The organism is Pseudomonas sp. SAS7 (genome assembly GCF_052112345.1).
In the GTDB taxonomy this organism is placed as follows: Bacteria; Pseudomonadota; Gammaproteobacteria; order Pseudomonadales; family Pseudomonadaceae; genus Aquipseudomonas; species Aquipseudomonas putida_Q.
This window is the reverse complement of record NZ_JBEGGO010000017.1, coordinates 70,413-83,542: the sequence shown is the minus strand read 5'-3', so window position 1 is coordinate 83,542 and position 13,130 is coordinate 70,413. Positions and strand designations below refer to the sequence as shown.

Genomic DNA, 13,130 nt, shown 5'->3' with positions numbered 1-13,130 from the left:
GGTCAGGGGCGGCCTAGAATTTGCGTTACCTGAGTCTGTAGGTCTTTGAGTTCGAACGGTTTACAGATCAGGTGCATGCCCGTGCCCAGAAAACCCGCGCGGGCCATGGCCGTTTCCGCGTAGCCGGTGATGAACAGCACGGGCAAGTGTGGATACAGGCTGCGTGCAATTTCGGCGAGTTGCCGTCCATTCATGCCAGGCAGGCCGATATCGCTGACCAGCAGGTCCACGGGTTGTGTCGAGCGCAGTACCTTTAGCCCATCGGTGGCGTTGGCCGCGCTGCGGCAGGGGAAGCCACTTTCGCGCAAGGCCTGGCACAGCAATTGGCGCACGTGGGGGTCGTCCTCGACTACCAGCACGTGACGGCCGCGGCTTCTCTGCACAGATACAGGCTTGCTCGGTGCCTTGGCCTGGCCGATATGGCGCGGCAGGTACAGGTCCACCCGGGTGCCCTGGCCGATCTGGCTGTGCAGGGTGACATGCCCGTGAGACTGCTTGCTGAAGCCATACACCATCGACAGGCCCAGGCCGATGCCCTGGCCAATCGCCTTGGTACTGAAAAATGGCTCGAAAGCGCGCTCCAGTGTGCTTTGCGCCATGCCTTGGCCGTCATCGATGATACTCAGGCGCAGATAGTCACCAGCACACAAAGATCCGCTGCTGAACTGCGTGCTCCCGATGTGCTGGTTGCTCGCCTCGATTCGTAGCTGGCCGCCACTGGGCATGGCTTCGCAGGCGTTGAGCAGCAGGTTGTCGAGGGCTTCCTGCAACTGCTTGTCATCAGCTTCTACAGGCCAGAGGCCTTTGGCGATGTGCACGTGCAAGGTTACGGATGGGTTCAGGCAGGCCGTCAGGCGTTTCACCTCAAGCATGCCGTGCAGGTCGACACGCTGGCTGTTCAGCGATTGGCGGGAGGAGAACGCCAGCAAGCGGTGGGTCACGCGGGTAGCGCGTGCTACTGCCTCACGGCCCATATGCAGCACGCTGTCCAAACCATCGCTGCGGCCTTGATGCAGGCGCCGTTCAATCAGTTCGAAGCTGCCGCCAATGCTGGTAAGCAGGTTGTTGAAGTCATGAGCGACTCCCCCGGCCAGTTGGCCAATGGCTTCCATCTTGCGTGCCTGATAGTGGGCGAACTCCTTACAGTCCGGTTCCATCTCTGGCGGCAGCGCAACCTGGGTGTTCAGGCGGTGCTGCAGGTTCTGCAACTGGTCGCGCGCCGCGTACTGCCGGCGCCGGTTGCGCAGGGCGGATTGGGTCATCTGCAGCAGTTGGGCGTTATCGAACGGGGCGATCAGCAGCAAGATATTGCCCACGGGATGGTTACTCGCGCCAGCAGCCGACCACGCCCCCTGGATGAGCAGCATGATAGGCACGTCCGACCAGCTCTGTTGCTGGTCGATGAATGCCTGCAGCAACGCGCTTGGGCCCTCGCTGAACACTTGCTCGGCAATGATCGCCATGCCTGCGCCTTCTTCCAGGCAAGCCTGCAGATTGGGCAGGTCGACGGCACACAGGCTATCGATGCCGGCGGTGGCGAGCAGGCGCGAGGTATCCGCTGCTAACGGCGCAGGTGCCAGGATCAAGGCACGTTCATCCAGCGCCAGTGAATGGGCCAAAACGACTCTCCTGTAGGGTGGCCTGATACCCACTGGACCCTGGGCACATGCTCAGGGTTCAACAATATTTAGGTGTTGCCTACAGGCCCTGTTGTAATACGGGGTCGTCCGGGTTCTGACGCTCCAGCTCGGCCAGCAGCACTTGTACGTTCTGCAATTGCCCGGTCTCTTTCGAGTACTGGATCAGCAGCACCCGCGCCCGGCGGTTGGCCGGTTGCCGGTTGAGCACGGTTTCCAGCTGCTTTTGCGCGGCGTCGAGTTGTTCCAGCTCGTGCAGCGTGACTGCCAGCGTATAGCGGTAGTCTGCGTTGTCCGGGTCCAGTTCGACGGCGCGGGACAAAGCCAGCAAGGCGTACTCGCGCTGCTCATGACGGTTCAGCCAGAGCCCCAGCTCGTACTGCAGGAAGGCTGAGTCGGGGCTTAGCGCCAAGGCTTTGCCCAAGACCTGGCGCGAGGCATCGTGGTGGCCCTGACGCTCCAGCAGGCGCACCTGGGTGGCCAGGGCGTCGAGGTTGCCGGGTGCAACCTCCAGCGCCCGCTGCAAGGCCGTGGCTGCCTGGGTGTAGTCGTTTTCGTGCAGGTACAGGCGCGCCAGGTGTACCTGGGCGTCGGCATCCTCGGGTTGTTGCTCGAGCGCCTGCTGGTATTGTTCCAGGGCTGCCTGCAAAGGGCCGAAATACAGGCCGATGGCATCGGGATCGAGGCCCAGCAGGGCATCCACGGCAGCAAAGCGCACGCTTTGTTCGTCGTCGTCCAGCAATGGGCCGAGCACCAGGCTGCGCTGCGCCGCCGGCAGCAGGCGGCGGATACCGGCAATGGCCGCACGGCGCACCAGCGGGTCGGCATGCTCCAGGTCCTGGCGGGCGAGTTTCAATGCCTGGGGCGAGGGGTAGTTGGGTAACTCGGCATAAAGTGCAGCGCGGCGGATAGGGGGCAGGTCGTCGCGTTGCAATTGCTGGTACAGCACGCGCGCAGCGCCGGGTTGGCCGTCATGGGCCTGGCGCAGGGCCTTGGCATAGCTGTGTGCAGGCAAGGTCGGCGGGGCTGGCTGCTCATCGCGCCACAGGTAACCGAACAGGGCCGATACCAGGATCAACAGCAGCAGGGCGATCAGGTAGCGGTTGCGTCTGTGCATCGGACGGTCCGTGGCGGCGGGAAGGGCAGAGCTTGGGCCAGCCGGGGGGCAAATGCAACCGAGTGCAGGCACCAAGGCGGTCGCGCGCAAATCCCACAGGAATAATTGGCCCGAAACAAACGTAGGAGCGAGCTTCGCTCGCGATGCGCCGCGCGGGCGGCGCTCGATCTCGCTGGCGCTGAAGCTTCAACGGCATAAAAAAGCCCCGCGGACCAAGGCCAGCGGGGCAAACGGTTGGGGGAGGAGCCAACCAAAGGAGTCGTTGAAACGGGTGTATCAGCGTGCGCTGGCCACGGTCTCCGGTTGCCAGCCGCCGCCCAGGGCCTTGTAGATGGAGACGATACCGCGGTACAGATCAACCTCACCCTGGGCCTGCGCATCCTCAGCGCTCAGCCGCTCGCGCTCGGCGTCGAGCAGTACCAGGTAGTCCACCGTACCTTCGCGATATCGAATCGAGGCCAGCTCCGCTGCCTTGCGGCTGGCGTCGCTCTGGCGCATCAGCGACAGCAGTCGCTGCTGGGTCTTGTCGTAATCGCTGAAGGCGTTGGCCGATTCTTCCAGGGCCAGCAATACCTGCTGCTCGTAGTTGGCCAGTGCCCCTTCGGCATCGGCCTTGGCGCCGCGCAGGCGGGCCCGTACGCTGCCCAGGTCGAAGGCTGCCCAGGTAATGCTTGGGCCCAGCGCCCAGGCATTGGCTGCCGAGGAGCCGATCTGCGAGCCGCGTGCGGCGGTAAAGCCAAGGAAGCCGCTGAGGCTGACGCGGGGGAACAGGTCTGCCGTGGCCACGCCGACGTTGGCGGTGGCGGCAGCCAGCTGGCGCTCGGCACTGCGGATGTCCGGGCGACGGCGCAGCAGTTCACCGGGGTCACCCACCGGCAACGCCTTGGAGATGGCCGGCAGGTCCTTGGGTGACAGGTCTACGCTGAGCGCGTCCGGGCGCTGGCCGAGCAGGGTGGCGATGCGGTGCCGCGCCCGTGCCTGTTCGGCCTGCAGTTGCGGCACGGTGGCTTCGACCCCGGCCAGGCGTGCATCGGCACGTACCACATCGAGGTCATTGCCCACGCCGGCATCGCGCAGGGTTTCGGTAATGGTCCGCGATTCCTGCTGGGTGTTGAGGTTGGCCAAGGCGATCTTCTCGCGCAACTGCGCACCGCGCAGTTGCCCATAAGCATCGACCAGTTCGGCGATCAGGCTGACCTGCAACTGTTGCAGGTCGGCGGCGGCTACCGCTTCCTGGGCTTCGCTGGCCTCGATCTGGCGCTGGATGCGACCGAACAGGTCAAGCTCCCAGGCCATGTCCAGGCCCAGGTCATAGCGCTCGCTGTTCACCCGCTGCGTGGTCTGGCCGGGGATCTGGCCCTTGCCGATGTCGCTGCTGGCGCGGCTGGTGACCACCGGGAACTGGTCGTTTTCGGCGTCTTCGCGGATCGAACGGGCGGATTTCAGGCGGGCGAAGGCCACACGCAAGTCACGGTTGCCGTCCAGCGAAGCCTGCACCAGCTGGTTCAGCACCGGGTCGTCGAACTGCTTCCACCACAGGCTTTCGAAGCGGCTACGGTCGTAGGCCTTGGCCTGCATATCGCTGCTCAGTTGTGCAGGTTCGGTTGCCGGGGCCTGGTAGTCCGGGCCTACCGCACAGGCTGCCAGGGCCAGTGCGAGCAGGCTTGGGGTTAGGGGTTTGAGCAGGTTCATGCATGGTTCTCCAGCACTTGAACGCGCTCGGCCTTGCGGGCCTGGCGACGCTCGACGAAACGGCGAATCAGGAAGAAGAACACCGGGGTCAGGAACAGGCCGAACACGGTCACGCCGATCATCCCCGAGAACACCGCCACACCCATGGCATGGCGCATTTCCGAACCTGCACCAGAGCTGAACACCAGCGGAACCACACCCATGATGAAGGCAATCGAAGTCATCAGGATCGGCCGCAGGCGCAGGCGGCAGGCTTCCAGCACCGCAGCCAGTGGATCCAGGCCTTTGGCCTGCTCATCCTTGGCAAACTCGACGATCAGGATCGCGTTCTTGCACGCCAGGCCCACCAGTACGATCAGGCCGATCTGGGTGAAGATGTTGTTGTCGCCACCGGACACGATCACACCGGTGATGGCCGACAGCAGGGTCATCGGTACGATCAGGATCACTGCCAGCGGCAGGCTCCAGCTTTCGTACTGGGCGGCCAGCACCAGGAACGCCAGCAGTACGCACAGCGGGAAGACCAGCAGTGCGGTGTTGCCCGAGAGGATCTGCTGGTAGGTCAGGTCGGTCCACTCGAAGGTCATGCCGTTGGGCAGTTCTTCTTTCAGCAGCTTCTCGATGGCAGCTTCGGCCTGGCCAGAGCTATAGCCCGGGGCGGCGGCACCGTTGATTTCGGCAGTGATGAAGCCGTTGTAGTGCATGACGCGGTCCGGCCCGGAGGTGTCGCTGACCTTGAGGAAGGTCGCCAGCGGGATCATTTCGCCGAGGTTGTTGCGCACTTTCAACTGGCCGATCTGCTCGGCATCGAGGCGGAACTGCTGCTCAGCCTGGACGTTGACCTGATAGGTGCGGCCAAAGCGGTTGAAGTCGTTGGTGTACAGCGAGCCCAGGTAAACCTGCAAGGTGTCGAAGATATCGGTGATCGCCACGCCGTGAGTCTTGGCCTTTTCCCGGTCGATGGCGGCATCGACCTGCGGCACGTTGACCTGGTAGCTGGTGAACAAGCCTGCCAGCTCCGGCACGTTGTGGCTCTTGGCGATGATGTTCTGGGTTTCCTTGTACAGCGCTTCGTAACCCAGGTTGCCACGGTCTTCGATTTGCAGGCGGAAGCCGCCGATCGTGCCCAGGCCCTGTACGGGCGGTGGCGGGAAGATGGCGATGTAGGCGTCCTGGATATCGGCGAACTGGGCATTCAGTGCAGCCGCGATGGCCGCCGCCGACTGGCTCGGGTCCTTGCGCTCATCGAACGGCTTGAGCGGAGTGAACACGATGCCGCTGTTCGGGCTGTTGGTGAAACCGTTGATCGACAGGCCAGGGAAGGCCACCGAGTCGGCCACGCCAGGCTGCTTCAGGGCGATTTCGCTCATGCGCTTGATCACCGCTTCGGTGCGGTCGAGGCTGGCGGCGTCCGGCAGCTGGGCGAAGGCCACCAGGTACTGCTTGTCCTGGGCAGGCACGAAACCGGTCGGCGTGGACGAGAAGCCGAGGTAGGTCAGGCCCATCAGGCCGGCATAGACGAACAGGGCGATGCCGCTGGAGCGGATGACCCGGCGCACACCACCGACGTAGCTGTGGCTGGCGCGGTCGAAGAAACGGTTGAACGGCGAGAACAGCCAGCTGCCCAGCAGTTTGTCGAGGAACCGCGAGAAACGGTCCTTGGGCGCATGGTGGTCCTTCAGCAGCACGGCAGCCAGGGCCGGCGACAGGGTCAGCGAGTTGAACGCCGAGATCACGGTGGAAATGGCGATGGTCAGGGCGAACTGCTTGTAAAACTGCCCGGTAAGGCCGGAAATGAACGCAGCCGGTACGAACACGGCGCACAGCACCAGGGCGGTGGCAATGATCGGCCCGGTCACTTCGCTCATGGCCTTTTGCGTGGCTTCCAGCGGTTTCAGGCCCAGCCCGATGTTACGTTCGACATTCTCCACCACGACGATGGCGTCGTCCACCACGATGCCGATGGCCAGCACCAAGCCGAATAGCGACAAGGCGTTAAGCGAGAAACCGAACAGGTGCATCACCGCAAAGGTACCTATCAACGATACCGGCACGGCCAGCAGCGGGATGATCGAGGCACGCCAGGTCTGCAGGAACAGGATGACCACCAGTACGACCAGCACCAGTGCTTCGAACAGGGTGTGCACAACTGCTTCGATGGAGCCGCGCACGAAGATGGTCGGGTCATAGACGATGCTGTAGTCCATCCCTTCAGGGAAGTCTTTCTTCAGCTCGGCCATTTTCGCCCGCACTTCGTCGGAGATCTCGATGGCGTTGGAGCCTGGGCGCTGGAAGATCGGGATGGCCACCGCAGGCTGGTTGTTCAGCAGCGAGCGCAAGGCGTACTGGCTGGAGCCGAGTTCGACGCGGGCGATGTCCTTCAGGCGGGTGATTTCGCCATCGGCACCGGCACGGATGATGATGTTCTCGAACTCTTCCTCGTTGACCAGACGGCCCTGAGTGTTGATCGACAGCTGGAAGCTGGTGGAGCCCGGGGCAGGCGGGGCGCCCAGCTGGCCCGCGGCCACCTGGCGGTTCTGCTCGCGGATTGCCGCGACCACATCACTGGCGGTGAGGTTGCGCGAAGCGGTCTTGTTCGGGTCGAGCCACACGCGCAGCGAGTAGTCGCCCATGCCGAACAGCTGCACGTCGCCTACGCCGCCCAGACGCGCCAGCTCGTCCTTGATGTTGAGGATGGCGTAGTTGGACAGGTAGAGCATGTCGTAGCGGTTGTCCGGCGACGTCAGGTGCACGACCATGGTCAGGTCTGGCGAGGCCTTGTCGACGGTGATACCGATACGCGTCACTTCCTCGGGCAGCTTGGGCTGGGTACGGGTAACGCGGTTCTGCACCTGCACCTGGGCGTTGTCCAGGTCAGTGCCCAGGGCGAACGTGATGGTCAGCGTCAGCTTGCCATCAGCGGTGGACTGGGAGGACATGTACAGCATGTTCTCAACGCCCGTGATGGCCTGTTCCAGTGGCGCGGCGACGGTTTCGCCGATGACCTTGGGGTTGGCGCCGGGGAAGTTGGCACGTACCACCACGGTGGGTGGCACCACTTCGGGGTATTCGCTGATCGGCAGCTGGAACAGCGAGATCGAACCCGCAATCAGCAGCACCAGCGACAGCACCGCGGCGAAAATCGGCCGGGTAATGAAGAATTTCGAGAAGTTCATCGGTATGTTCCCTTAACCGCGTGGCGCCTGGGCGCTGGCGACTTTCACGTTGTTGCCCGCCACTTTCGGCGCCGGGTTGCTGGCCTCCAGTGCCTGGCGCTGCTGGGCGAGGGCGGCGAGGGTCTGCTCACTGGCCATTGGGGTTTCTTCCGGGGTGACCGGCGAGCCTGGACGCACGCGCTGCAGGCCCTTGACCACGATGCGGTCATCCTTGGCCAGGCCGCTGCGCACGATGCGCAGGCCTTCCAGCTTCGGCCCCAGTTCCACGGCGCGGTAGGTGGCCTTGTTGTCCTTGTCCATGACCAGCACGAACTTCTTGCCAAGGTCGGTGCCCACGGCTTCGTCATTGATCAGCATGGCGTCGTACTGGGCGCTGCCGACCAGCTTCAGGCGTGCGTACAGGCCCGGGGTGAACTGGCCGTCGCGGTTGTCGAACACCGCACGACCACGGATGGTGCCGGTGCGCGGGTTGACCTGGTTGTCGACGAAGTTCATCTGGCCCAGGTGCGGGTTGCCGGTTTCATTGGTGAGGCCCAGGTACACCGGGGTGCTCTGGCCACGCTGGCCTTCGCGCGCCAGCTGGGTGTACTTGAGGTACACGCGCTCGTCGGCGTCGAAGTAGGCGTAGACTTTGTCGGTGGACACCACGCTGGTCAGCGGGGTGACATCGGCCGTGACGATGTTGCCGGCAGTGAACTGGGCACGGCTGACGCGGCCACTGATGGGCGCGGTGACGCGGGTGAAGCTGAGGTTCAGCCGCGCCAGGTCGAGCTGTGCCTGGATCGCGTCGACCCCGGCGCGGGCTTCGGCGGCAGCGCTGCTACGCGATTCTGCAAGCTCTGCAGAAATGGCGTTGCTGTCGCGCAGGCGCTCGCCACGGCGGGCTTCGTTGGCGCTGCGAATGGCGGTGGCTTTTGCTTGTTGCAGTTGGGCTTCAAGGCGGCGGACTTCAGCCTGGAACGGACGTGGGTCGATCTGGAACAGCAGGTCGCCTTTTTTCACCTGGGCGCCTTCGGTGAAGGCAACCTGGTCGATCTGGCCGGCAACCCGCGGGCGAACTTCAACAGTTTCCGGGGCTTCGAGGCGGCCGGTGAACTCGTCCCATTCGTTGATCGGTTGCTCGATCACCTTGGCCACGGTGACCTTCGGCGCGGCGGGAGCCTGCACGGCGTCTGGGGTTCGACCGCAAGCGCTGATCACCACCACTGCCAGGGCAGCGAGGGGAAAGCGCAAGGGTTTGAGAGATTGTTCCATGGAGAACTCCGCCAATGTATTAGTAGTGGGCGGAGTGTGAGTGTGTTGCGCGTGAGGCACGAATCGAACGGGACGAAGGTTAATATCACGCTGAATGATATGTGTGGATCATTCATCGATGGCGGGCATGATGGGGCTGCCCGGCAGCCCCGTTCGCTTGCATTCCCTCAGAACCGCCAGCGGGCATTCGCCACCAGGTTGCGTGGCTCACCATAAGAGCCGGAGCTGAACGTACCCAGGCCGTCGTAGTACTTCTTGTCGAACAGGTTGTTCAGGTTCAGCCCTACGCTCAGGTGTTCATCGAAGGCATAGTTGGCCAGCAGCCCGACCACGCCATAGTCACGCTGGTGCGCCTTGGTGCCCAGGTCTGAATTGACCGCGTAGATGTCGCTTTGCCAAGTCATGTTGCCGCCCACTGTCAGCTTGTTCCAGTCACCGGGCAGGCGATAGGTGGTGGCCAGCTTGAACAGGTTCATCGGCTGGTTGGTCTCGACGCGGTTGCCCTCCTTGTCGTGGGACTCGCGGTAGGTGTAACCGCCAAATACATTCCAGCCTGGCAGTACCTCGCCGGAAATTTCCGTCTCGATGCCGCGGGTAGTGGTGCCGGCAATGGCCCGGTAGATTTCCTGTGGGCCACTGTCATCCACCAATTGCGGCGTGTTCTTCTGTTTGACTTCGAACAGTGCGGCGCTGGCGTTCAAAGCGCCGTCATAGAACTCGCCCTTGATGCCAAGTTCGTAGTTGTCGCCTTCGAGCGGGTCAAGCGAGGTATTGCTGGCGGTCTTGTAATAGGTCTGTGGCAGGAAAATCTGCGTCCAGCTGGCGTACACCGAATACGTGTCGTTCAGGTCCAGCACCACACCGGCGTAGGGCGTGACCACGCCGGATTTCTTCGTGCGGTCGCGGCCAGTGACCTCGCCGGTCAAATCATCGCTGCTGTCGTCCTTCTGGTTCCACCAGCTGACCCGGCTGCCGAGAATAATCGACAGCGGATCGTACGGCTTGAGGCGCACGGCGGCGTAGACACCGGACTGGCTCAGGCGTGACAGGCTCTCTTCGGTCTTGTCCAGGTGCGGTTTGCCATGGGGGTCGCCATCCCATTCATAGATGTTGTCGACCGCAGGGAAGCCGCGTTCGTAGGTGGGGTAGTTGAGGTGGGTGTAGGCCAGGTTGCTGCCCAGCACCAGCTCATGTTCGCGGCCGCCCAGCTGGAAGGGGCCGGTGGCGTACAGGTCGAAATTGTCCTGGGTCTGGTAGCTGTCCAGGCGGTTGATATACATCGATACGCCGCTGCCGGTAAGCGGGTCGGGCGTACCGCCGCTGGCGGAGCCGGTGACGCCACGGCGGTACGCGTACTGGTGGCTGTAGGCGGCCTTGGCGACCCAGTCGTTGGCCAGCTTGTGCTCCAGCATGCCGGTGAAGTTGTACTGGGTATTGTTCAGGTAGCTCCAGCGCGCGGCCGGGTTGAACGACCGCGAGAAGTTTGTTGCGCTGCCATCGCTGTTGAACAAAGGGATGTGCCCGAAGCTGACGCCATCGGCATTGTTGTTCTGGTAGTCGAGGCTCAGGCGCAGCAGGGTGTCTTCGCTCAGGTCGATGTCCAGGGCGCCGTACATCACGCGCTTGTCGGTCTTGTACCAGTCAACGAACGAGTTGGCGGTTTCGTACACCCCGACCAGGCGGCCACGGATGTTGCCGGCTTCGGTGAGCGGCCCGGAGACATCGGCCTCGGTGCGGTAGCGGTCCCATGAACCGACTTCGCCAGCCACCGTCGCCTGTGCATCCTCCGTAGGCCGCTTGCGCACCAGGTTGAGCGTGGCTGACGGCGTGCCTGCGCCACTGAGCAGGCCGGTGGCACCTCGTACCACTTCGACTCGGTCATAAATTGCCATGTCGGCCAAGGTACTGGTGAATTGCTGCGACTCGTTGGCGATTTGCGCAGGGATACCGTCGTACTGGAAGTTCTGGATCTGGAAACCGCGGGCGTAGAAGGTATAGCGTTCGCTGTCACGATGGTTGCTGGAAAGCCCCGGGGTGAACTTCACCACATCGTCGATCGAGGCCAGGTGGTGATCATTCATCACCTGGCGAGTGACCACGCTGACCGACTGCGGCGTTTCGCGCAGTGACAGGCCCAGTTTGGTTGCGGTACGGGTACGCCCGGTGGTGTAGGCACCCGTGTTCTCGGTGGTTTCGCCCAGGCCATCGCCCACCACACTGGTCGCGCCCAGCTGCACGGCATTGCCGGTTTCGGCTGGGTACAGCACATAGGCACCTTGCTGGGCAGGCGCAACGCCCAGGCCGGTGCCAGCCAGAAGAGTGGCGAAGCCCTGTTCGACACTGTAGGTGCCTTGCAGGCCGGCACTGTGCTTGCCAGCAGTGAGCTGGCTGTCGAACGACAGCACAACCCCGGCCGCGTTGGCGAAGCGGCCGAGCACCGTGCTCAGCGGGCCGCCGCTGATGGCGTAGGTCTTCTGCGCGTTGGCTGCCTGGGCCATGGCTGTACCGGGCAGTAGCGGCGCAAGCAGGGCGAGCGAGGCGCCGAGCAAGGCAAACGTGAGTGCTTGGCGGGGTGGTGAGATAAGGCGGCGCATGCGGGCTTCCTGGGCGTAGTGTTTTCGGTGTTATTGCCAGGGAGGCGAGTGGGCGAGGGCAAATCGACAATGCCCTGTGCATTTTTTTTCAGGCATTGCCGCTCAATGGCTCCACGCGTGTCCAGAAACGGGTATGGCGCACCAGCTTTACCGGCAGCGAGCGGGCAACGGTGGCCAGGGTCAGGTCAAGATCGGTGAGCGAATAGGCGCCGGAAACCCGCAAGTGGCCGACCGCCGTGTCGCAGCCCAGATAGCCGCTGCGGTACCGCTGTAATTCTTCGAGCAGGTGATCCAGGCGCCAATCGTCCACCACCAGTTGGCCGTCGGTCCACGCCGCGTCGGTACTGGCCAGTGGCATGCGTTGCAGGATGCGGGTGTTGTCGAACAACAGGCCATGGCCACTGTCCAGGCGGGTTTGCTCGCCACCCGCGTTGATCGGGTTCACGACGACGGCATGCTGGTAAACGCATACGCGGGTCTGGTGGTCCTGTTGTCTGACGCTAAACCGGGTGCCCAGCGCCCTGATGTGGCCTTCGGCAGTGCTGACCATGAACGGGCGGTGATCGGTGGCAGTTTCGACAAAGATCTCCCCCGCACGCAGCCGTAGCTGGCGGGTGTCGTTGCTGAAGGCAATGTCCACCGCACTGCCGGTGTTGAGGATCAGGCGGCTGCCGTCATTCAGCGTCAACCTGCGCTGTTCGCCGATGGCAGTGCGCACGTCGGCCAGCCACACCGGCGCATCGCGATAACCGCGCCAGCCCAGGGCGCCAAGCCCCGCGCCCAGCAACAGCCCCTTGAGCAGCATGCGCCGTTGCAGCGCCGGGCCCTGCTGGCCGGCACGCTCCAGCACGTCATGGCCCAGTGCGCCTTGTGCCTGGTTCAGTTGTGCCTGCAACATGGCCACCCGCTGCCAGGCCCACTGGTGCTGCGGGTCGGCCGCATGCCAGGCCTGCCAGCGTTGCTGCAGGTCCGGGTCTGCAGGGGCCTCGCCCAGCCGGGCAAACCACTGCGCGGCGGCACTCAGTGCCTGCCGTTGGAGCAGCGGGCTCACTGGCCGTGTTCCAGGGCAAACAGCAAGCAGTGCTCGGTGGCGCGGGCAATGTACTTGGTGACCGAACTGACCGATACGTCCATATGGGCGGCGATGTCCTTGTAGCCCAGGCCACGCAACTGCGATAACAGAAACGCCTGCTTGACCTTCTTGCCCAGGCCTTCAAGCATCGCATCCAGTGCTTGCAGGGTTTCCACCAGCATCCAGCGTTCCTCGGGGGACATCGCATACTGCTCGGGCTGTTCGGCCAACAGTTGCAGGTAGGCCTGCTCCAGTGCCCGGCGGCGGAAGCTGTCGATCATCACGCGCCTGGCCATGGTCACCAGAAAGTGGCGTGGCTCGCGCAGTTCACTGAGCAAAGGCTGGCTGCGGTCGGCCAGCAGTACACGCACGAACGTGTCCTGGGCCAGGTCGGCGGCCTGCTGCGAACACTGCAGGCGGCCACGCAGCCAGTTCACCAGCCAGCCATGGTGGTTGGCGTACAAGCCGGCCAGGCTGTGTCCGGTCGAGGGGAGGGAGTCAGGCATGGTGCTGTTGCGCGCTAATGAGAATTAGTCGCAATTTATTTCAATTGCGCACATTCAGCAATGGCCCAGCTACAAAGGTGAG

8 protein-coding genes are annotated in these 13,130 nt (G+C 63.5%); all 8 read right to left on the bottom strand.

The genetic code is table 11. From position 1 onward, the window contains the following. Positions 1-2: 2 nt before the first annotated feature. The 8 genes from ABI582_RS23665 to ABI582_RS23630 all read right to left on the bottom strand — a co-directional run bounded on the left by ABI582_RS23665 (position 3) and on the right by ABI582_RS23630 (position 13,048). On the bottom strand, positions 3-1,619 hold the full coding sequence (locus ABI582_RS23665; RefSeq protein WP_442120464.1) for a response regulator: 1,617 nt from the start codon (positions 1,617-1,619) through the stop codon (positions 3-5). 79 nt (positions 1,620-1,698) lie between these two features. Further along, positions 1,699-2,754 (bottom strand): tetratricopeptide repeat protein, encoded by a 1,056-nt coding sequence (locus ABI582_RS23660; protein ID WP_258657197.1) that lies wholly within the window; start codon positions 2,752-2,754, stop codon positions 1,699-1,701. A 276-nt stretch (positions 2,755-3,030) separates the two neighbouring features. Next, a complete protein-coding gene (locus ABI582_RS23655) occupies positions 3,031-4,446 on the bottom strand; it encodes an efflux transporter outer membrane subunit (RefSeq protein ID WP_442120463.1) in 1,416 nt (471 codons plus the stop codon). Then, positions 4,443-7,622, bottom strand: coding sequence for an efflux RND transporter permease subunit (locus ABI582_RS23650; RefSeq protein ID WP_049274507.1), 3,180 nt, complete (start codon positions 7,620-7,622; stop codon positions 4,443-4,445). The genes ABI582_RS23655 and ABI582_RS23650 overlap by 4 nt, the downstream gene beginning before the upstream one ends. A gap of 12 nt (positions 7,623-7,634) precedes the next feature. Next, positions 7,635-8,876, bottom strand: a complete 1,242-nt coding sequence (gene mexE / locus ABI582_RS23645) for a multidrug efflux RND transporter periplasmic adaptor subunit MexE (RefSeq protein WP_197897785.1) — start codon at positions 8,874-8,876, stop codon at positions 7,635-7,637. A 167-nt stretch (positions 8,877-9,043) separates the two neighbouring features. Beyond that, positions 9,044-11,470 carry a TonB-dependent siderophore receptor gene (locus ABI582_RS23640; RefSeq protein WP_442120462.1) on the bottom strand — a complete coding sequence of 809 codons (2,427 nt, stop codon included), beginning with the start codon at positions 11,468-11,470 and terminating at the stop codon, positions 9,044-9,046. 88 nt (positions 11,471-11,558) lie between these two features. After that, a complete protein-coding gene (locus ABI582_RS23635; RefSeq protein ID WP_442120461.1) occupies positions 11,559-12,521 on the bottom strand; it encodes a FecR domain-containing protein in 963 nt (320 codons plus the stop codon). Continuing rightward, entirely contained in the window at positions 12,518-13,048 is a 531-nt protein-coding gene (locus ABI582_RS23630) for a sigma-70 family RNA polymerase sigma factor (RefSeq protein WP_442120460.1), read from the bottom strand. The genes ABI582_RS23635 and ABI582_RS23630 overlap by 4 nt, the downstream gene beginning before the upstream one ends. Between the last annotated feature and the right edge of the window lie 82 nt (positions 13,049-13,130).

What these genes read in the sequence shown, in the direction of transcription:
- ABI582_RS23660 (WP_258657197.1), bottom strand. Translation starts at nt 2,754, where the DNA reads ATGCACAGACGCAACCGCTACCTGATCGCCCTGCTGCTGTTGATCCTG.
- ABI582_RS23655 (WP_442120463.1), bottom strand. Translation starts at nt 4,446, where the DNA reads ATGAACCTGCTCAAACCCCTAACCCCAAGCCTGCTCGCACTGGCCCTG.
- ABI582_RS23650 (WP_049274507.1), bottom strand. Translation starts at nt 7,622, where the DNA reads ATGAACTTCTCGAAATTCTTCATTACCCGGCCGATTTTCGCCGCGGTG.
- mexE (WP_197897785.1), bottom strand. Translation starts at nt 8,876, where the DNA reads ATGGAACAATCTCTCAAACCCTTGCGCTTTCCCCTCGCTGCCCTGGCA.
- ABI582_RS23640 (WP_442120462.1), bottom strand. Translation starts at nt 11,470, where the DNA reads ATGCGCCGCCTTATCTCACCACCCCGCCAAGCACTCACGTTTGCCTTG.
- ABI582_RS23630 (WP_442120460.1), bottom strand. Translation starts at nt 13,048, where the DNA reads ATGCCTGACTCCCTCCCCTCGACCGGACACAGCCTGGCCGGCTTGTAC.